Source organism: Oceanobacillus polygoni (genome assembly GCF_008304605.1).
Classification (GTDB): Bacteria; Bacillota; Bacilli; order Bacillales; family Amphibacillaceae; genus Oceanobacillus; species Oceanobacillus polygoni.
The window spans coordinates 73,855-95,260 of sequence record NZ_PIJY01000025.1 but is presented as its reverse complement, the minus strand read 5'-3'; the positions used below and the strand labels follow the sequence as shown (position 1 = coordinate 95,260).

The window sequence follows — 21,406 nt, the reverse complement described above, 5'->3', positions numbered from 1 at the left end:
CACGTGAAGCTTACGGATACTAATCGATCGAGGACTTAACTAACTTCTTTATTCGATGTCTTGTTTACTCTTATTTAGTTTTGAAGGTGCAAACCTGAAAAAAATATAGGTCTGGTAGCAATAGCGAAGAGGTCACACCTGTTCCCATCCCGAACACAGAAGTTAAGCTCTTCAGCGCCGATGGTAGTTGGGACTTTGTCCCTGCAAGAGTAGGACGCCGCCAGGCACATTTAAAAGGAGTTACGAATCATTTTCGTAACTCCTTTTTGGATGCATTGAGGATATTGTTTTCACTAAACAGTTGTAAATAAAAGGGATTTAGAGGTCGTTGCCCGCAAAAATTAAAGTTTTTATATGCAGCTAAATTTTTTTGATTGCATGGTTATATCAGTGGATATATTCTTCAATCCGTCTTTGTAATTCTCCTCCATAATACATTTCTTGCTTGAAAATACCAAAGAAATTCTCCAACGAAGCGTTGTCTGCGCAGGTTGTTTTGCGTGACATGACATAGAAAGTCTCGCCTTAGATTTTGCTTTCAGGCCTTCTATTCCTTGTTCGCGAAATGCTTTCAACCAACGTACAATTAAGGAAGGGTTGTTCAAATCAAACTGAACAGCAGTTTCTAAATAAGAATCACCTGTCTTTAACATTAATTGTACCGTATCTAATTTAAATTGAACACTTCTTCTTCATTTTAATCGATCCAAACCCCGTGATTATAAGCTTTTACCCATTCATATATTCGATTTGTACTGCTTATATTATATTTTTTAGCCAATGATTTATATCCTTAGGTTGTCATATAAATTCGTTATTATATTGAGCCATAAAAACCCCCTGAGAGTTAGATTTTTCACTCTAACTCTCAGGGGGGATGCTAAGCTTTTGTTTTATCAGCTTCTGTAATATTTAATTTGTCACTAATTGAATCGGTAATGATGGTTATAGCTCCGTCACCAGTTACATTACATGCAGTTCCAAAGCTATCCTGGGCTAAGTATAGTGCAATCATTAAAGATACCATTGTAGGACTGAAACCTAGCATAATCTCTAACAATCCAATAGCAGCCATGACGGCTCCTCCTGGCACACCTGGTGCAGCTACCATCGTAACACCTAACATAAGCAAGAAAGGTAAAATAGATCCAAACGAGACGGTTGCACCTTGTAAGAATAATACAGCTAGTGAACAGCTCATTAATGTTATTGTACTTCCAGAAAGATGAATCGTTGCTAATAATGGTACAGTAAAATCTGCAATACTTTCTCGTACCTTTAAAGTCTTCGTGCGTTCTAATGTTACTGGAATAGTTGCTGCTGATGATTGCGTTCCTAATGCAGTAAAATAGGCAGGGGCCATTTTTCTTAGCATAATGAATGGATTTTGTTTGCTTAATGAACCAGCAACAGAATATTGTACAACTAAATATAAAATATGAAGTGCAATAATCATCATAAACACTTTTGCAAAAACGCTTAGAATCGTTGCAACTTGTCCTGCATGCGTCATATTGGCAAAAATCCCGAAGATATGGAATGGGAGCAACGGAATAATTACTTTTTCAATGACAAGCTGGACGATATCTCGAAAATCATTAGCTATCTTAAGTAGGGTATTGCTTCTAACAGCTGCAATTCCAATACCGATAACAAATGAGAGTAATAATGCTGTAATGACTTCCATTGGTGGTGTCATATCAATCACAAAAAATGCTTCACTTAATCCAGCAGTTGGATCTGTAAATGCTTGAAGGGATTGACCACTAAGCATTGTAGGATAAAGACTCTTTGCTGTAAAGAAAGCAATGATTCCAGCAATGATTGTTGAGGCATACGCAAGCGCGGCAGTGACGCTTAACAGTTTTCCAGCACCACCGCCCATCTCTCCAATTCCTGGTGTGATGAAACCAAGAATAATGAGTGGGATAATGAAGCTCAAAAAGTTACCAAAGAGCCCATTAAATGTTGCAAATGATTGTATGATCCAATCATTTGCGAAGGAACCAATGGCAATACCTAATATAATTGCGATAATAATTCGTGCGAGTAAACCAATTCGTTTCATTTTTGTCCTCCTTGATATATATTTTTCAAGTATACACTAACTGATAATATATAGACTACCTTATATCTAAAGTGTCATAATTCGAAATATTAAAGTGATTAAACGCATAAAAGCGTACCATAATGGCACGCTTTTGTTTGCTGATAAGTCAGCATAATACTTCCTAACTGCATTAGTGAAATGCAATGAATTATACACCATCTAGGTAAGGTGTATGCGAAATTTTAAAAGCCTATGCTTATCCAGAAATTACTAGCATATGAAAAACTAAATACCATCGAATGATATTTTATGCTCGTAATTAGGCTTTTCCTATCTGATTAGCTCATTCCAAAGGGACCCATGCTTCCACTACCGTTATTATTTCCATTATTCCCGTTGTTCCCACCCATTCCACCAGACATAAATGGTAAGAACTTTTGAGCAACTTGACCAAGGTTTTGATTATTTCTGGTCATGGTATAGTAGGTAGCTGCTCCAACGCCGACGGAAGCAAGAAGTGGTAACCAAGCACCGTTCTTTTGCATGTATCATCAACCCTTTCTGTCAAAGTATCAGACAATCTTAGGTTGACCGAAGTGAGCGAAAAAATGCTAGGAATCATATACCATATAAGATGCTTCAGTGGCTGCATTCATTCCAGCAAGCCTGCCTGTGACAAGTGCTGATGTGATATTGTAACCACCAGTATAGCCGTGTATATCCAAAATTTCCCCACAAAAATAAAGGCCGTGCATTAATTTGGACTGCATTGTATTTGGTACGATTTCTTTAATAGAAACACCGCCACCTGTTACAAATGCTTTCTCAAGCGGTAAAGATCCGTGCACATGGAAGTGGAAGTTTTTAATTGTGTGTACAATGGAGCGAACTGTTTCTTTGGATACATTCGCACATTTTTGCTCGTCTGTTACATTGTTTTGAGCAAGGATGTAGTTTAGTAAACGCTCTGGCACAATTCCTTTGATCACATTTTTAAATGACTTTTTCGGATTCTCTTCCATTGTTACCAAGAGGTTTTGCACCAACTTTTCCTCGTTTTTATCAGGCAAGGCATCCAAAAGGATAGGAACTTGTTTATTTCCCTTCATTAATTCCTTAACGACAAATTGGGAGCACCTTAATACCGCTGGTCCAGATATACCGAAATGTGTAAACAGCATGTCCATCTGATGCGTTATAATTTGCTTTCCTTTTTTGTTTAATACAGACAAAGCTACATCGCGTAAGGAAAGTCCTTGCAGGCTTTTATTTTGAATAAAAGGCTCTTTTGATGTCAGTGCAACTTCCGTGGGATAGAGCTCTGTAATCGTATGTCCTGCCTTCTTCGCCCAAGCGTAGCCATCACCTGTAGAACCAGTATGTGGGACAGCTTTTCCGCCTGCTGCAATAACAATTGATTTGGTGTGTATTTTTTCTCCGTTTTCTAAAATAACGGTATGTTTCGTGTCATCGTAGTGAACAGCTTCAACCTTTGTATTCATTTTTATGTTCACATGTAATTCATTTAATTTATCAATCAGTGCATTGACAACGCTCTGGGCAGAATTAGAAACAGGGAACATTCTGCCATGATCTTCTTCTTTCAATGCTACACCCATGTTTTCAAAAAAGTCGATAATATCGTAGTTATTAAAAACTGAAAAAGCACTATATAGAAATTTCCCATTTCCGGGGATATGTTTGATTACTTCTTCTTGCGGCAGTCTGTTTGTTACATTACATCTACCGCCGCCAGAGATGGCAAGCTTTTTACCGAGCTTTTTACCCTTCTCCAGAAGCATTGTTTTTGCCCCATGCTCGGCTGCCGAAATGGCTGCCATAAGCCCAGATGGACCTCCACCAATTACAATTACGTCATAAGTCAATTCGATTCATTCCTTTCGTAAGTATATTACCATTTATCCTATGCCTTCCGCTATAGTTGACCAAATAAAATTGAAAAGCTCATTCGAAAACTTAGCATTCTGAATGCCTTTTATGTAAATGATTTAGATGCATGTATGCAAATAGGAAAGTTTTTTAATTTCGTATTTGCCAAAAAATGATGATGTCAGGTGAATAATATAGGAAGAAACTGTTGCTTAAGTGTGGTAAAATGAAGGTTGGTATTTTTTAAAAAGAAGTTCCGGAATTGGAATGTTAATAAAGATGCGGGTGAAATAATGTCGAAAATTGTCAGAGGTACGATGCTGCTGACAGGAGCGTCGTTTTTATCAAAATTTCTTGGAATGCTTTATGTTATTCCTTTTTATGCACTTGTAGGAGCTACTGGTACTGCGCTTTACGCATATGCGTATGTACCGTACAGTATTTTCCTGAGTATTTCAACAGTCGGAATACCGGTAGCTGTTTCAAAGTTTGTTTCCAAGTATAATTCACATGGAGATTATGAGACAGGAATGCGTATGTTTAAAGCAGGAAGCATACTTATGCTTGGAACTGGCTTGCTTGCTTTTCTAATTCTGTTTTTTAGTGCAGATTGGATAGCTGGATTTCAAATTAGCGGAAAAAATGGGGAAATTACGGCTGATGATGTGGCGTTTGTTACACGTATGGTCAGTATTGCTTTAATCATTATTCCTTCGATGAGTATTATACGAGGTTTCTTTCAAGGACATCAATCGATGGGACCGACAGCTGTGTCGCAGGTTGTTGAGCAAATTGTACGAATTGGCTTTATCCTAATCGGTGCTTATATTATTATTAATCTTTTAGGTGGAACAATTGTAACAGCTGTAGGCTTCGCAACATTTGCAGCATTTATTGGTGCGGTTGGGTCTTGTCTTGTATTGGCGATTTATTGGAAAAAAAGAAAGCCTTTCATCAAGAAGCAAATTGCACAGCAAAAGTATACGTATGCAATTCCAACAAGAGATTTATTTAAAGAGCTGTTTCGTTATGCTGGCCCATTCGTTTTGGTTGGACTGGCGATTCCGTTGTATCAGCTCGTTGATCAGTTTACATTTGAACCAGCACTGCTAGCGAGTGGAAGAGAAGATATATTTATTCCAGCTGCTGCAGCCATCATGAATGCTGGACATAAGATTGTCATCATTCCGATGACAGTAGCTACTGGGCTTTCTTTAGCTATGTTGCCAAGTTTAACCGAATCCTATACACAAAAAAATGAGGTCATGTATACGAAGCAAATTAACCAAGCACTACAGATTATTTTAGTAGTTGTTATACCTGCTTCTGTGGGGATTGCTATACTATCCAATGAAGCTTATGGTGGATTATTTGGTTTAAAGGATATTGGAGTAACAGGTCCATTGCTCGCGTGGTATGCACCAGTTGCCTTATTATTTGCTTTATTTACGGTGACAGCTGGAATTCTGCAAGGTATCGATCAGCAAAATTACGCGGTGTTAAGTTTAATAGCTGGTTTATTAGTGAAGGTGCTTCTCAACAGTCAGCTGATTCATATGTTTGGAGCGAAAGGAGCAATCTTTGGAACTGCGCTGGCAGCGGGAATTGCAGTTACATTAAATCTATGGCGTATAAAAACTGCGCTTAACTTTAAATATAAACAAACTTTAAAAAGAACGATATTGATTGGAATTTTTACATTAATTATGTGTATCGTTGTTTGGACTTTAAAAGCTGTTTTGGGACTATTTCTTCCTTATGAAACATCGCGCCCAGCTACTATTGTAATGCTTGCTGTTGCGGCAGGTAGTGGCGCCATTGTTTACTTTGTATTAGCTTATGCGTCAACGTTGCTGGAACATATATTTGGAGGAAGAATCCCGTTGGTGGGAAGATTTTTACGGAGATAAAATGATATCTGTAAAAGGAGAATATAGATAGATGCGACTTGATAAATTGTTATCCAACATGGGCGTTGGGAGTAGAAAAGAAGTTAAAGCTTTACTAAAGAAGAAACAGGTTACGGTTAATGGTGTCGTCTCTAAAGATAGTGGTGAAAAGGTAGATCCGAACAACGATGAGGTTGCTGTAAATGGAGAGGTCATTTATTACGAGCAGTATATTTATTTGATGATGAATAAAGCTCCTGGGTATATATCAGCAACGACAGACAAGCGCGAGAAAACGGTAATTGACCTGTTAGGAGGGGATGTGCAGCATTTTAGTCCATTCCCTGTTGGGAGACTGGATAAAGATACAGAAGGCCTCCTCTTGCTTACAAATGACGGAGAACTCGCTCATGAGCTTGTTTCTCCAAAGAAGAACATTAGAAAAACCTATTATGCCCGAATAAATGGGAAGGTAACAGTAGATGATATAACTGCTTTTCGTGAAGGGGTTGTACTTGAGGATGGCTATAAAGCAAAGCCTGGTGATCTTGTCATTTTACAAAGTGATGCAATATCCGAAATCGAAATAACGATCACAGAAGGTAAGTTTCATCAGGTGAAGCGGATGTTTGAAGCAGTTGGGAAGCAGGTTATTTATCTTAAACGACTAAGCATGGGAAAGCTTGAGTTAGATCCTGCTTTAAAACTTGGATCGTATCGCCCGTTAACGGAGAGAGAATTAGCTTACTGTATGTCATTAAAAAACAAATGAGGGAATAAGCATGTCACATTATTTCATCGCAATTCAATTGCCAGAAAACCTGCAGGAGTTTTTCTCCGGCTGGCAAGATGAACTGCAAAAGAAATTAACGTATAAGCAATGGACCCATCAGAAGGACTTGCATATTACACTACAATTTCTAGGTGAAGTGGACGATAATAGAATAAGACAATTAACAGAAGCGTTAGATGTGATTGAACAAGTTTCTGCATTTGATATTGAGGTCGGCGGGCTCGGTGTATTTGGTAATCCGAATAAGCCACGTGTACTGTGGGCGGGAGTTACCAAGACGAACGCATTGGCCCAGCTTCAAAAACGCGTTGAATCGTCTACAATAACTGTTGGTTTCCCGGAAGAGGGACGAGCGTATACACCACATATTACACTTGCAAAGAAATGGAATGGAATAGACTCTCTAGAAAGAGATACCATAGAAAACTTAAAGGAAGCCTGGGATGAAACACGGTTCATGCATGTAGCAGAGGTCGTTTTATACCGTATTCATCCAAAGCAGACACCAAAATATGAAGTTGTGAAACGATACCGACTGCAGTAATGAGTTGTTAACGCAAAGGAGGTGGTAGCAATCGCGCAGTTGATTAAGCTTCAAGATTATCTATCACGTTACGAATGGGATGCTTATCGTTACCCAACACAATATATCCGACTAAAAAAAGATAATTGGAATAAGTTATATTCTATTTGGGAAAATCCGGAAAACGGAGAATCGATCACAGAAACAGATGAGGCAGCTCAGCCTCGAGATGAGCGGTCCTCATTTTCGAAGCTGAAGGCAAAATTTAAACGAGGTAACGATCTGGTGGACGAAAAGGAGCCGAAACAGGAAAGCAATCAATATGCTGATTTACCTGAATCGGAAGAGGAACTGAAGCACTATTTTTTAGATAAGCTGTTTCAATTCCAAATGAAGTGGGCCACTTCTACCGTTACGCACACATCAATTGTAGATAGAGGATATTATCAAGACCCTCTCTTACGCTATTTGCTGCAGCGTTTTCCAGATACGTATTTAGTGATGTATTTTCCTGTGTTTGAGATAAGAAAAGCACCAGTTGAAACGGAAATAATCTTGGTTAGTCCTATTGGTATCGAGATTATCTATTTTGTTGAAAAAAAATCAGGTGCGGTCATTATGGCCGGTGATGAACGAACATGGTTGGTTGAAGAAGAGAAGAAGCAAACGAAAATTTTAAGCCCACTTATTGCCTTAAAGCGCACTGAAAAACTTATTCGCAGTATCTTACAAACTTATTCCATTAATTTTCCAATTGAAAAGACAGTGCTATCACGAACAAATTCAATCGTTTTTGCAACAGAGCCATACCAAACAAAGCTGGTTGACCAATCAAAATATCCAGATTGGTTTCAAGAAAAGCGGCTGCTAACATCTCCTTTAAAAAGCGCACAATTAAAGGTGATAGAGGCTTTATTAAAGCATTGTAAGTCATCCTCCATCAGACGTCCTGAATGGGAAGTGGATACGGGTCCAACAACGATTGTCGATATGGAGGAATAGTATATGTATCTATTTATTATTAATCCAAAAGCAGGATCTGGTCGGGCTCTAAAAGTGTTTTCCGATATTCAAAACAGTGCTGTTTACCGGCAAATCGATAGTCAGTATTTCTTCACTGAATATGAAGGTCATGGAGAAGCTATTGCAAGAAAGATTAGTGCGGCCCCAGAAGAGAAAACCATTATCGTCATTGGTGGAGATGGGACGATTCACGAGGTTATGAATGGCTTAACAACGACAGATATACCTTTATCCTTTATACCAGCTGGATCTGGGAATGATTTTGCTAGAGGCTGTGGAATTAAAGGGAAGCCAGAAGAGATTTTACGGGAAATTGTGGAACATAGAAAAACACATCCTTATTGGATTGGGAATTATACAGTAGACCATCATGCTGGGCGTAAATTTGTCAATAGCATTGGCTTTGGTTTTGATGCTGCAATCGCACACGCTGCAAATCAATCAAGTTATCGAAGGTTTTTGAACGCGGTTGGACTTGGAACCCTTAGTTATGTTATAGCATTGATATATGTTTTAATGTATTATAAACCGATGTCCATTGAGCTTGAAATTGATAATGAAAAACGGATACTAAAGGATTGCTGGATGGTGACAATTGCAAATCATCCTTATTATGGAGGCGGGATGAAGATTATACCAAATGCTGTAATCCGACCGAACGTATTCCCGCTATTAATTATCCATTCTATTTCCAAATGGAAGGTACTAGCATTGTTTATGACTGTTTTCCTTGGTATACATACACGATTCAAAGAAGTGGAGATACTAGAAGCAACGACAGTGAAATTGACTTCGAAAACAACCATCCCTTTTCAAACGGATGGTCAGGCGGGAACATGCCGTTTCACGTCCATTTCAAAGCAAAAAGAAGCAATACATATTACTGGAATAAACGAGGTGTGGGCAAAATAAATCAGCATTACAGAAAAAGTTATTTGTATTTTAAAGGAAATCACTATAAAATGTATTATTGAATGCTAATTTTGAAAGATGTGAACGAATTATGATCGAGTGGCTTGGACAAGTATTAGGTGTAGGATGGAAAATAACACCGGCGGGCGGACTTACTGGTGATGCATATGTTGCAGAAAAAGATAACAGAAGACTTTTTCTGAAACGTAATTCATCTCCGTTTCTTGCTGTACTATCTGCTGAAGGAATCGTTCCCAAGCTGATTTGGACGAAACGATTGGAAAATGGTGATGTTATTACGGCGCAGGAATGGCTTGAAGGCAGAGCGCTAAAGTCATATGAAATGCAACATCAGCGAGTAGCGGACATATTGTATAAAATTCATCATTCGTCTGAGCTATTGCACATGCTTATGCGGATGGGGAAAAAGCCTGTCACGTCGGATGATAGCTTTAGCTATGTAAAGCGCCTTTTAACATCCTTGGGTCTTATGAAACATCAGGAAGTTCAAGTGGCAATGAAGCACCTTGAACAGTTACTCCCAAAAACACGGAATCAAAACCTTGTCGTCTGCCATTGCGATATTAATCATAATAATCTTATTCTTACCGAGGACAGTGATGTTTTTCTAGTGGATTGGGATAATGCGATGATTGCGGACCCCGTGACAGACTTTGGAATGCTGCTTAAATGGTACATCCCAAGGGAGAACTGGAATGATTGGTTGCATAAATATGGGATTACCCCAGATAATGACCTGTTTGAACGCATGTACTGGTATCTCGTGCAGGATGCTCTAAGGTTTCTAGGTTGGCATGCACAACGAAAAGAACCAGAGAAAATGGCGGAACGGTTACGTGATTTAAAGGAATTGAATGAACATATTCGCCACTTTATTCTAAAGTAGTTTGCTGTAAGGCGTTAATCCAATCATCCATATTTTTTTTATGTGCCGTAATGTGATCTGGCAGGTTTTGTGCGGACACGCCTTGTCTGCCATAATGATAAATATCTGGTAAGAGACTTAACAGTTGTTCATTTGTAATGCTGTTGTTTCTTACCATTGATTCGACTAAACGAATAATCTGTTCGTATTCACTGACACTACCACAGCAGTCAGCTTGCTGTTCATCTAAAATATCATATAATAATGTTAATTGATTGTTAACGGAAAGCGTCATTGTAATCACCTCGAGGTTAGTTTAGTCTGTTTCATTTTTTCTATACACAAAAGCAGGAGTGCCCGATTAGCGAAGTACGTACGGACTGGGCGTGGCTGTTCATCATATTTTTATATAAAAAGTAATAAAGCGAGGGTTTTAAAATGCGTCAACGACATAAGCCGTGGGCGGATGATTTTTTGCAGGAAAATAGCCAACTGATTGTTCCAAATGCAATGGAGCATAAAGGGAAATGGCAACAACTTTTTAATAATGATCATCCGATCCATGTTGAAGTGGGAACTGGTAAAGGGCAATACATTGTAGGGATGGCTAAGCAGCATCCAGAGATTAATTTTATTGGGATTGAAATCGTAAAGAGTATCATTGTAACAGCAGCACAAAAAGCGTTAGATGCAGAAGTGGATAATTTATTGCTATTAAACGTAGATGCTGCTGATTTACGAGATATTTTTGCTGAAAATGAAATTGCAACGATTTATTTAAACTTCTCCGATCCATGGCCAAAAAATCGTCATGAGAAAAGAAGGCTTACGTATCATACGTTTTTAGAGCAGTATAAAGAAATTCTTGATCCATCTGGCAAGGTTATTTTTAAAACAGATAATCGCGGTTTATTTGAATATTCACTTGTTAGCTTCAATGCTTTCGGTATGAATTTGGAAGAAGTGAATTTGGATTTACATGCAATCGCGGATCCATTGAATATCATGACAGAGTATGAGGAAAAGTTCTCTGCGAAGGGACAAGTCATCTATCGTAGTAGAGCGAGTTTTTAATATACGAAAAAAGACCATCAACTATATCGTGTGATGGTCTTTTTTGTTATAATAATAGTAAGAAAATTATGTCAAATAGAGAGGTGTTTGCAGTGAACTGGAAGAAAGTTATCGCTGTTCTGGTTGGTGCGGTGTTACTTTTTGTTACAGGCTATTTTGTTAATGGAGCGGTACGAGGAAATGTTTATAACTATGATTTTACCCTGAAAGGGGAGAGTGACAACTGGGAAGCGTCCTTTCGAGTTATAGGTGAAGAACGGTTTTATAAGCGAAATGGCGTTAATCAGTATGATAGTTACGCAACAGATGAATTGCAACTAATTTTTAAAGGGACTGATAAGGAACTGGCAGCGATAAAGAAAATTCATTATGAATATACTTCACCTGCCGGTTCTGGTAGTACCACGATGGAAATTGATGAATCCTTAACAGATCGTGTTTTTACACACTCAGGCGGAGGAAATGGTGCATTTGTTCGTGAAGATCAAATTGTAGAGGTCACGGTTGAATGGGACAATCAAATGGAGGTTTTTGAGTTAGTGGCAGAGGATTAAAAATAGCTTGACATATTGCGCCCTTTCTTGCAATAATAGGATTAACAATAATATGAATTACCTTTAAATCAGTCCCGTGAGGCTGGTAAGGATGAGACGGATATGTATGTACAAATGGGAGTAGGCTATGCCTGCTGCCGTGTGCTGCTTGAAGCAAACACCTTGCCAGTTCGCCCGGTAAGGTGTTTTTTGCATGGATATGGAAAGTCTATCGTGTGACAAACCTGAGATTCTTAAAGACGAACAGAGGAGAGAAAGAAATGAAACAACGTGAAATACAAGTAGATGAACGGTTGCCATTATTACAAAGTTTACCATTAAGCTTTCAGCACTTATTTGCGATGTTCGGTTCTACCGTTTTAGTCCCGATTTTATTCGGTGTCGATCCAGCAACGATTTTATTAATGAATGGGATTGGAACATTGCTATACATTTTAATTACAAAAGGAAAAATCCCGGCTTATTTAGGCTCCAGCTTTGCCTTTATTTCACCGGTAACGGCTGTATTAACTGTCGGAGGAGGCTATGGAGCAGCACTAGGTGGATTCTTTGTTGTAGGGTTAGTGCTTGTTCTAGTCGGTATCATTGTTAAGTATGCGGGAACCTCTTGGATTGATGTCATTTTCCCGCCGGCAGCAATGGGAGCAATCGTGGCTGTAATTGGATTAGAGCTTGTTCCGGTAGCCGCAGATATGGCAGGTCTTTTACCGACAGAAGGTGCAACAAATACAGCAGTTTCTGTGACAGTTTCATTGCTTACATTAGGAGCAACCATTATTTATTGGGTAACGATGCGTGGATTTTTAAAAATTATTCCAATCTTACTTGGGATTATAACTGGTTATATTATCGCAACACTTTTCGGTATTGTTGATTATACAGCAGTAAAGGAAGCGGCATGGATTCAAATGCCGACCTACTATCAAATTGAGTTTAATTGGTCTGATATCTTAATTATTTTACCAGCAGCGCTTGTGCTTATTCCGGAGCATATCGGTCATTTAGTTGTGACCGGAAATATTGTAGATAAAGATTTAACAAAGGATCCAGGTTTGGACCGCTCTTTATTCGGTAATGGTATTTCGACCATGATTTCCAGTTTCTTTGGATCCACTCCGAACACAACGTACGGTGAAAATATTGGGGTACTCGCGATTACACGTGTCTACTCAACGTGGATTATAGGGGGAGCGGCAATTATTGCGGTCATTCTATCTTTCTGTGGAAAGCTAGCAGCGCTCATTTCCTCGATTCCGACACCGGTAATGGGCGGAATTTCGTTACTGCTTTTCGGTATCATTGCGGTAAGTGGACTTCGCATGCTAGTGGAACAGAAGGTCGATTATAATAACTCGCAAAACTTAATTCTTACTTGTGTAGTGCTAGCAATCGGGATTAGTGGTGCGTCTATTACAATTGGAACAGTGGCATTAACAGGTATGGGGCTGGCAACAGTTGTAGCGATTGTGGTCAGCTTACTGTTTAAATTGTTTAATACACTTAAATTATCAAATGAATAAATAGGCATGTAAAAGCTCTGCAGGGGAGGATGAACTGCAGAGCTTTTTTTCTAAGAATTGAGGAATGGTGTGGAGCTTACTGGACACCTGGTTTTCCAGGTCTTGTAAGGTGACGTTTGTTTGTCCAAAGACGATTATGATTCGTGTTTTCGGGAAATGTATCTCCTGCATTTAGTTCAACTTTCTGAGGGTCATTGACATTTCCTCCAGTTTCACCAATTTCAATATAAACACCGTTATTCGGTGCTTTTTGCCCAGCGCGAAATTGTCTGCTTTCACCCATTACATATTCACCCCTTGGTTTTCGTTTTTCTTATTATGATTATCTTGAGGTGCTTCATACGTGGCAATATAAGGATAATGTAAAGAAAAAGTGTGCATCCACATGATGGACACACACGTACATACTAAATTAGCTTAATAGGTCAATTAAGTCGATTTTCGGGTTCTTATCTTTAAACCAATTTAATGAGAATTCGTTTCGGAATAAAACAAGTGGATTACCATGACGGTCTTTAACAAGTAAATTGCCGCCATCAAATAATGATTCATCAACTTGGTCTTCCTTCAGCCAGCGGGGAATTCGTTCTCCGATTGACTCAAAGAGAACCTCTGCATTGTATTCGTTTTGCATGCGATATTTAAATACGTCATATTGCAGCTCACCTACAGCACCTAAAATAAAGGAATCCGTAAGTCGATCGCGGAATAATTGAATGGCCCCTTCTTGAACGAGCTGTTCAATTCCTTTTCTAAATTGCTTCGATTTCATAACATTTTTTGCGGTTACTTTCTTAAATAATTCTGGTGGGAATACTGGTAGCTCGTCGTATTCGAATGTTTCCTTACCAGTTATTAATGTATCACCGATTTGATAAGCATTTGGATCGTATATGCCAATAATATCGCCCGCGTATGCTTCTTCAACAGTTTCTCTTGATGAAGCAACCATTTGTTGAGATTGGGAAAGCTTGAATATTTTACCTGTTCGTGATAATTTGACGTTCATTCCACGTTCGAATTTTCCGGAACAAACCCGTAAAAATGCAATTCGATCACGGTGGGCAGGATTCATATTGGCTTGGATTTTAAAAATAAATCCAGAAAAATCTTCGTAATCTGGTTGGACAATTCCTTCGGTTGTTTTTCTCGGTGTTGGTGTTGGAGCCATTGAGATAAATGTATTGAAAAAGAGCTCTACTCCAAATGGGGCAAGGGCACTACCGAAAAATACAGGAGTTTGCTCACCATGCAAGATAGCATCCAGTGAAAATTGATCACCGGCTTCTGCAACTAATTCCAGCTCATCCTTGGCCGCTTCATAGGTTGGGTTCGTTGTAAGCTCCTCATGCTCAACATTATCTAATTCTGCATATGGAATATAGGTTTCTGCTTCATTGGTATGGTGCTGCACAAATTGCTTACCATAACGATCGAATATGCCGAGGAATTGTTTGCCCATGCCAACTGGCCAATTCATTGGATATGTTTCAATATCGAGCACTTGCTCAATTTCCTCTAATAGCTCAAGTGGTTCTTTCCCTTCGCGGTCTAATTTATTTATAAACGTAAATATAGGAATACCGCGCATTCGACATACTTTAAACAGCTTGATTGTTTGGGGCTCAATTCCTTTTGTAGAATCAATAATCATCACAACACTATCGACAGCTGTTAATGTTCGGTACGTATCTTCACTAAAATCCTCATGTCCAGGAGTGTCGAGAATATTGACATGATAGCCTTCGTAGAAAAAGTTCATTACACTGGAGGTTACGGATATCCCGCGTTGTTTTTCGATTTCCATCCAGTCTGATGTAGCAAATTTCCCGGATTTTTTCCCTTTAACGGTACCTGCTGAACGAATGAGATTTCCGTATAATAGCAGCTTTTCCGTCATTGTTGTTTTTCCGGCATCGGGATGCGAAATAATCGCAAATGTTTTTCGTTTTTTCACTTCTTCATGTATTGCCATTCCAATAATCCCTTCTATTCTTAAAGATTCTTTCATCATACTATATGAAAGAGGTGCCTGTCACTCTTTGAATTTTGATACTTGCATTTTAGATTGGCTGATGTTCACTGCTTAAATGCTGATAAATGAGGTCGAAATGCTGAAATTTGAGGATATAAGGCTGAAGTTCACAATTGCGGAGCGGGGCAGAGTGGGAGAGTCCATCCAGTTTTTTTAACCATTTATAAGCACAAAAAAAGAAGCTGCGTGTAGTGCTTTGCTTCTTTTGGTTATAAATTCAGTTTATTTTGCATGATGATAGTAAGTAAACAATATATTGTCGCACGTAAATAAAAATGCTATACTAAGTAAGTTAGCAATAATCATCGATGTAAAAATACATCTATCCAATTATAATTATATCAAATGATTACTGCTGTTGTCAATAAAAAAGTTGAATTAATTGAGAAAGGGTTGGATGTAATGAGTCAAGATACAGATAATCGCTTGTTTGAACAGCGTCGGGTTGAGAAGGTTGTAGAAGAGATCAACGATAAAGAAGAAAAGCTCTATGTACGGTCTGCGGGATTAAAGGAAAGCGTTGTTGAGCTACGTAAAACCTTTTGGGATGACGTCACAGTTAACGTTGATGAACCTGATGATATTATTGAAACGCAGGAAAGCATTAAACAGCAAGCGGCATTACTATCGGAAAAAGAGCGATTCCATGGAAAAATAAGCGAAGAGCTGCAAACATTACAAAGACTCCGGAATACTCCTTATTTTGGTCGAATTGACTTTATTGAAGATCCTGGAACGGAGAAGGACTCGATTTATATTGGGATTGCCTCCTTGATGGATCACGCAGAAGAAGACTTTCTTGTTTATGATTGGCGCGCACCAATCTCGAGTCTGTACTATGATTACTCTCCAGGGCCAGCTCATTATCAAACATTGGATAGCACGATATCTGGTGAAATAACATTAAAACGCCAATTCATTATCAAACAAGGCATCATTGAAGGTATGTTTGATACAGGTGTTACAATCGGTGATGAGCTACTGCAGCAAGCGTTGGGGAATAATGCGAGTACAACAATGAAAAACATTGTAGCTACCATACAGAAAGAACAAAATAAAATTATTCGAAATGAACGTAGCAAGCTTTTAATCGTTCAAGGTGTGGCAGGGAGCGGAAAGACGTCTGCTGCTTTACAGCGAATCGCTTATTTAATGTATCGACACCGCGAGGAATTGCATGCAGATAATGTTGTCCTGTTTTCCCCGAACCCATTGTTTAGTAGTTATATTTCCAATGTGCTTCCTGAGTTAGGTGAAACCAATGTCAGACAAATGACTTTTTTGGACTATTTAAGCAAAGGAATTGGCGACAAGCTTACTATTGAATCACCATTTGAGCAGATGGAATATGTACTTACGCAAAAAGAAAGTGAACATTATCCAATTCGAATGAAGAGCATGGATTATTTGTCGACGTTAGATTTTAAACAATTGATTGATTCTTATACGACTGCTTTAATTGAAAATGGGATTGAATTTAAACCTATTAAATTTCGCGGTCGCACACTTATTGCTAAAGAACAGATTCATGCATACTTTTACAGCTTAGATAAAGAGATAGCAATCCCAAATAAGATGGAAATGGTATCAAAATGGCTGCAACAGGAATTAAGTAAATATCAGCAACAGGAATTAGCTGAGGACTGGGTAATGGAACAGATCGAATTGCTGGATAAAGAGGATTATATGCGTGCATATCACCGAGCTGAAGAACAGATGCAATCGAGTACAGTTCAAGATGAAGAGAAAATATTAAGAAGATATATGGTGAGGCGCTTTTTCCAACCGTTGAAAAAACGTGTGGAACAGTTGGCGTTTGTAAATATATTAGCCACTTATCAACAGTTATTTACTGAATGGAATCCGAAAGAGCTACCAAACGATTGGCAGGATATTCGCGCCCAAATTGCAACGGATTTAGCTCAGAAATTTCTAACGTGGGAAAATGCTACGCCATATCTCTATTTTAAAGGAAGATTGCTAGGAGACAGTGCCGATCGATCTGTCCGTCAGTTGATTATCGATGAAGCCCAGGATTACTCCGCCTTTCAATTCGCCTATATCAAGCATCTTTTTCCATACACAAGAATGACGCTTTTAGGGGATGTAAACCAAGCTATTTATACGCATGTTTCAAAAGAAAATCCACTCATACCAGCAGAACATGAAGAAAGTCATGAGCGAATTACACTGACAAAAAGCTATCGTTCAACAAAACAAATTGTGGATTTTACAACGTATTTTGCACCTGGAGATGAACCAATTGAACCGTTTAATCGAGAAGGCGGTAAGCCGGAACTCATCAACTTGCGAAATGAAAGTGAGTGGACGACAACTTTACTTACGTGTGTGGAGGAGCAATTGGAAAAGGGGAACGAGACAGTTGCATTGGTATGTAAGACGCTAGAGGAGAGTGAACAGATCTATCATTTATTACAAGATAAGCTAGCCATCCATTTGGTAAATGAAGAAACCTATACATTTGAAAAAGGTGTGCTTGTTTTGCCAATCTATTTGGCGAAAGGAATTGAATTTGATGCTGTCATCATACCCGATGCGTCCTCTGCGCACTATTGTTCGGAGTCTGAAAAATCCTTGTTTTATACTGCCTGTACAAGAGCGATGCATGCTTTGATAATGATTAGTAAAGATGAGCCGAATTTATTTATTAAGGCTGTTCCTGAAGCGTTATACAATGTGAAAAGTTAATGAATTATGTAGTTTCTTGGAATTGGCTGTTGCGCGCTTGTTATGTTTGTGTGCTCAGATTTCTCTAGGGTCTGCTGGTTAGAAGGGGGAGCTCGTGTTTGGTGGTTTTGCGCTCAGCTAGGCTAGGAGTTATGCTCGTAAAAAGAAGTGTATTGCTCATACTTTATTGGTCAAACGATTTAGGGTTAACCATACTGAGGGCAAGAAGCAAACTGCTGATATTAAAGGACGAGCACCCCGCAATCAAAAGCGATCAGACCGCGACAGGACCTACACCGAAAGCCGATTATAACCATAGGAAAAGCGATTCTCTCCACCCAAAATCGCGACATATCGAAGCAATCTGCAAACAAGCCAAACCTGGCCTCCACAGTATAAATAGTGAAACTCTCTTTAGGTTATGCTATATTAAACAATTGAGGAGCGGGGATTCAGTAATGAAGATAGAAGGTAGGAAGAGGAGAGAACGGCCTTGGGCTTATATACAGTAAAAAAGGCATTGAATAACAATGTGTTGATTGCAAGTGATAACGAGGGGCAGGAAGTAGTTTTAATTGGGAAGGGTATCGGATTTAATCGCAAAAAAAATGATACAATTACCGAAGATGTGATTGAAAAGCTATTTGTGTTACGAAATGAAAAGGAACAAGCAAACTATATCAAGCTTTTGCCTCAGGTGGATGAAGCAGTATTAAAAACGATCATTGAATCAATTAATATCATTCAAGCAAGATCAAACACACCCTTACATGAGAAGGTACATGTTGCATTCACAGACCATATTGCATTTGCAATCAGTCGTTTACTAAAGGGAATGGCGATTAAAAATCCATTTTTGAAGGAAACAAAGGCGCTTTATCCTGCAGAATATGAAATTGCAGCAGATGTTGTTGATTATATTAATCAATCGTTGCAGCTTGAACTGCCAGAAGGGGAAATCGGTTTTATTGCATTACATATTCATAGTGCAATTACAGAGAAAACGATAGCTGATTTAAATAAATACTCCCAGCTTGTGACGAAGCTAATTAATGTGATTGAAGATCAATTACAAATTAAAATTGATAAAGAAAGCATACATTACCTACGTCTCGTGAGGCATCTTCGTTATACAATTGAACGAATCATAAACAACGAGTTAATTGAGGAACCAGAAAAAATTGCAAACCTCTTGAAAACGGAGTATCCTGTGTGCTATAATCTTGCTTGGAAGTTAATTAAAATAATGCAACAAACACTAAATACTTCTGTATACGATGGAGAAGTGGTTTACTTAACGATGCATCTCCAGCGGTTAAACAATAAAATAGATTAATCCTATCTTACGTGTTACTGATTCGATCAGGCATGAGTCGAGATAATCACATGAATAAATGACAAGGGTTACAAGAGCCTTTGCCATTCGTTTATCGTGGTCTCTACTCATGTCTTTTTTGTTTTTCAAAAAGTGTTTGTTGGATACTTTAAAATGGAGGAAGATGACAATGTTTAAAAAGGCTTTTGGTGTGTTACAAAAAGTCGGTAAAGCTTTGATGCTGCCAGTAGCATTGCTGCCAGCAGCGGGTCTTTTGCTTGGAATAGGAAATGCTATCCAGCAGGAGACAATGCTAAACTATCTTCCGTTTCTAAATGCGGATTGGATTCAATTAGTCGCTTTAGTTATGGAAGATGCAGGAAATATTATATTTGCGAATCTTGCACTTATCTTTGCGGTTGGGGTTGCCATTGGACTTGCTGGTGATGGAGCGGCGGCTCTAGCAGCACTTGTTGGATACCTTGTTCTAAATCAGGTTATGGGATCATGGATGGCTGTTACACCAGAAATGATCGATAGTGACCCAGGGTTTGCGGCGGTACTTGGAATACCTACGCTGCAAACAGGAGTGTTTGGGGGTATTGTAGTCGGGTTGATTGCGGCATTCTGTTACAATCGCTATCATGATATTGAAATGCCTTCATTCCTTGGTTTCTTCGCAGGGAAACGATTTGTACCAATTATGACAGCAGCAGTATCTTTTGTTGCAGGTTTAGTGCTTCTTTTCATTTGGCCGCCTGTACAAGAAGCGATGAACGCTGCATCATACTGGTTAATTGAAGAAGGTACTTATTTGGCAGTATTTTTCTTTGGATTTATCAAGCGTTTATTAATTCCGTTTGGATTGCATCATATTTTCCATGCGCCGTTCTGGTATGAATTTGGAACGTATACAACGGTAGCAGGAGAGATTGTTCGTGGTGACATGACGATCTTCTTTGCTCAGCTAAGAGATGGCGTGGAAATTACTGCTGGTAACTTCATGGCTGGGGAATTTCCAATTATGATGTTTGGTTTGCCAGCTGCAGCACTTGCTATGTATCACGCAGCACGACCTGAAAGAAAGAAATTAGTGGCAGGGCTTCTTGCATCTGGTGCACTGACATCGTTCTTAACTGGTATTACAGAACCACTTGAGTTCTCATTTATGTTTGTATCACCACTGTTATTCGTTCTGCATGCATTCTTAGATGGATTATCTTTTGTATTGATGACATTTTTAGGGGTTAATATCGGCTATACTTTCTCAGGTGGAGCCATTGACTTTGCGTTATTTGGTATTTTACCTGGACAAGAGCCATGGTGGTTAGCGATATTAGCTGGTCTTGTGTTTGCGGTTATTTATTACGTCCTATTCCGTTTCTTTATTAAAAAATTCAACCTGATGACGCCAGGTCGTGAAAAGGTTGAAGAAGATGAAGAGAGTGAGTCAGCAGATGCTGGCGAGCTTGCTTATAATGTATTAGAAGCAATGGGTGGACAAGAAAACATTACGCATTTAGATGCATGTATTACGCGTTTACGTGTCTCTGTAGGTAATGTGGCAAATGTCGACAAAAATAAACTGAAAAAGCTTGGAGCTGCTGGAGTGCTTGAAGTAGGGGATAATATCCAAGCGATATTTGGACCACGTTCAGATATTATTAAGGGACAAATACAGGATATTATGTCAGGGAAAACACCGCGTCCAGTAAAAGAAAATGATCAAAACGTCGTGAAAGCTGAAGCCACAACTGGCGGAGAAAATGAAACGATTGTCTCACCAATGAAAGGTGAAATCATTTCCATCACAGAAGTCCCGGATGAAGTATTTTCTGGAAAAATGATGGGTGATGGTTTTGCGATTGTTCCGGAAGAAGGTGTCGTTGTTTCACCGGTAAACGGAAAAATTATGACGGTATTCCCAACGAAGCATGCAATCGGAATTTTATCTGATAGTGGTAAAGAAATTCTGATTCATGTCGGTCTTGATACTGTGAACCTACAAGGTGAAGGTTTTGAAACACTAGTTGGTGAAGGCGATATTGTCGAAGCTGGACAAGCCTTATTAAAAGCAAATCTTGACATTATTAGCAAGAAAGCCAAATCCATTGTGACACCTGTTGTATTTACAAGTGTTCCAGATGGACAAGCAGTAACGGTTCCAGATAAGAAGCATGTAAATGCTGGAGATACGATTGCTTAATTTAAAGTATGTTAATACAGCAACCCCCTAGCTACAATAAAGTGGTTA

18 protein-coding genes, 1 rRNA gene and 1 pseudogene are annotated in these 21,406 nt (G+C 38.9%); 13 read left to right on the top strand and 7 right to left on the bottom strand.

What is annotated here, in order from left to right; genetic code table 11:
• Positions 1 to 110 precede the first annotated feature (110 nt).
• A 5S ribosomal RNA gene (gene rrf, locus F1560_RS11905) occupies positions 111 to 226 on the top strand.
• 124 nt (positions 227 to 350) lie between these two features.
• Here rrf and F1560_RS22825 read toward each other — a convergent pair.
• From F1560_RS22825 to F1560_RS11885, 4 genes and pseudogenes are all read right to left on the bottom strand, one after another.
• Positions 351 to 665, bottom strand: a pseudogene (locus F1560_RS22825) (helix-turn-helix domain-containing protein); the annotation flags it as partial.
• Between the two features lie 215 nt (positions 666 to 880).
• Complete coding sequence (locus tag F1560_RS11895; protein ID WP_149474851.1) at positions 881 to 2,068, bottom strand: dicarboxylate/amino acid:cation symporter; 1,188 nt, start codon at positions 2,066 to 2,068, stop codon at positions 881 to 883.
• 320 nt (positions 2,069 to 2,388) lie between these two features.
• Positions 2,389 to 2,595 (bottom strand): hypothetical protein, encoded by a 207-nt coding sequence (locus tag F1560_RS11890; protein WP_149474850.1) that lies wholly within the window; start codon positions 2,593 to 2,595, stop codon positions 2,389 to 2,391.
• A 66-nt stretch (positions 2,596 to 2,661) separates the two neighbouring features.
• Complete coding sequence (locus F1560_RS11885) at positions 2,662 to 3,936, bottom strand: BaiN/RdsA family NAD(P)/FAD-dependent oxidoreductase (RefSeq protein WP_149474849.1); 1,275 nt, start codon at positions 3,934 to 3,936, stop codon at positions 2,662 to 2,664.
• A gap of 297 nt (positions 3,937 to 4,233) precedes the next feature.
• On the opposite strand from F1560_RS11885, the gene F1560_RS11880 reads away from it, so the two are divergent.
• From F1560_RS11880 to F1560_RS11855, 6 genes are all read left to right on the top strand, one after another.
• On the top strand, positions 4,234 to 5,850 hold the full coding sequence (locus tag F1560_RS11880; RefSeq protein WP_149474848.1) for a putative polysaccharide biosynthesis protein: 1,617 nt from the start codon (positions 4,234 to 4,236) through the stop codon (positions 5,848 to 5,850).
• A 31-nt stretch (positions 5,851 to 5,881) separates the two neighbouring features.
• On the top strand, positions 5,882 to 6,601 hold the full coding sequence (locus tag F1560_RS11875) for a pseudouridine synthase (protein WP_149474847.1): 720 nt from the start codon (positions 5,882 to 5,884) through the stop codon (positions 6,599 to 6,601).
• A 10-nt stretch (positions 6,602 to 6,611) separates the two neighbouring features.
• Positions 6,612 to 7,166: an RNA 2',3'-cyclic phosphodiesterase gene (gene thpR / locus F1560_RS11870; protein WP_149474846.1), complete on the top strand. Its 555-nt coding sequence runs from the start codon at positions 6,612 to 6,614 to the stop codon at positions 7,164 to 7,166.
• Between the two features lie 39 nt (positions 7,167 to 7,205).
• Positions 7,206 to 8,147: an NERD domain-containing protein gene (locus tag F1560_RS11865; RefSeq protein WP_245347829.1), complete on the top strand. Its 942-nt coding sequence runs from the start codon at positions 7,206 to 7,208 to the stop codon at positions 8,145 to 8,147.
• Between the two features lie 3 nt (positions 8,148 to 8,150).
• Entirely contained in the window at positions 8,151 to 9,080 is a 930-nt protein-coding gene (locus F1560_RS11860) for a diacylglycerol/lipid kinase family protein (protein ID WP_149474845.1), read from the top strand.
• Positions 9,081 to 9,171: 91 nt separating this feature from the next.
• On the top strand, positions 9,172 to 9,987 hold the full coding sequence (locus tag F1560_RS11855; RefSeq protein WP_149474844.1) for a phosphotransferase family protein: 816 nt from the start codon (positions 9,172 to 9,174) through the stop codon (positions 9,985 to 9,987).
• Here the strand turns inward: F1560_RS11855 and F1560_RS11850 are convergent.
• Positions 9,974 to 10,261: a YtzH-like family protein gene (locus tag F1560_RS11850; RefSeq protein ID WP_149474843.1), complete on the bottom strand. Its 288-nt coding sequence runs from the start codon at positions 10,259 to 10,261 to the stop codon at positions 9,974 to 9,976. The two genes, F1560_RS11855 and F1560_RS11850, sit on opposite strands and share 14 nt — an antisense overlap.
• A 143-nt stretch (positions 10,262 to 10,404) precedes the next feature.
• Between F1560_RS11850 and trmB the strand changes: the two genes are divergently transcribed.
• From trmB to uraA, 3 genes are all read left to right on the top strand, one after another.
• Positions 10,405 to 11,040 (top strand): tRNA (guanosine(46)-N7)-methyltransferase TrmB, encoded by a 636-nt coding sequence (gene trmB, locus F1560_RS11845; RefSeq protein ID WP_149474842.1) that lies wholly within the window; start codon positions 10,405 to 10,407, stop codon positions 11,038 to 11,040.
• A gap of 92 nt (positions 11,041 to 11,132) precedes the next feature.
• Entirely contained in the window at positions 11,133 to 11,594 is a 462-nt protein-coding gene (locus F1560_RS11840; RefSeq protein ID WP_149474841.1) for a hypothetical protein, read from the top strand.
• A gap of 260 nt (positions 11,595 to 11,854) precedes the next feature.
• A complete protein-coding gene (gene uraA, locus F1560_RS11835) occupies positions 11,855 to 13,114 on the top strand; it encodes a uracil permease (protein ID WP_149474840.1) in 1,260 nt (419 codons plus the stop codon).
• A gap of 76 nt (positions 13,115 to 13,190) precedes the next feature.
• Here the strand turns inward: uraA and F1560_RS11830 are convergent, their stop codons facing one another.
• Positions 13,191 to 13,397, bottom strand: a complete 207-nt coding sequence (locus tag F1560_RS11830) for a YjzC family protein (RefSeq protein WP_095307602.1) — start codon at positions 13,395 to 13,397, stop codon at positions 13,191 to 13,193.
• A gap of 129 nt (positions 13,398 to 13,526) precedes the next feature.
• On the bottom strand, positions 13,527 to 15,089 hold the full coding sequence (locus F1560_RS11825) for a peptide chain release factor 3 (RefSeq protein WP_149474839.1): 1,563 nt from the start codon (positions 15,087 to 15,089) through the stop codon (positions 13,527 to 13,529).
• 462 nt (positions 15,090 to 15,551) lie between these two features.
• Between F1560_RS11825 and helD the strand changes: the two genes are divergently transcribed.
• The 3 genes from helD to ptsG all read left to right on the top strand — a co-directional run bounded on the left by helD (position 15,552) and on the right by ptsG (position 21,358).
• Positions 15,552 to 17,858, top strand: a complete 2,307-nt coding sequence (helD, locus tag F1560_RS11820) for an RNA polymerase recycling motor HelD (protein ID WP_149474838.1) — start codon at positions 15,552 to 15,554, stop codon at positions 17,856 to 17,858.
• A gap of 472 nt (positions 17,859 to 18,330) precedes the next feature.
• Positions 18,331 to 19,173 (top strand): glucose PTS transporter transcription antiterminator GlcT, encoded by an 843-nt coding sequence (gene glcT / locus F1560_RS11815; protein ID WP_149474837.1) that lies wholly within the window; start codon positions 18,331 to 18,333, stop codon positions 19,171 to 19,173.
• A gap of 169 nt (positions 19,174 to 19,342) precedes the next feature.
• Complete coding sequence (gene ptsG / locus F1560_RS11810) at positions 19,343 to 21,358, top strand: glucose-specific PTS transporter subunit IIBC (RefSeq protein WP_149474836.1); 2,016 nt, start codon at positions 19,343 to 19,345, stop codon at positions 21,356 to 21,358.
• Positions 21,359 to 21,406 lie beyond the last annotated feature (48 nt).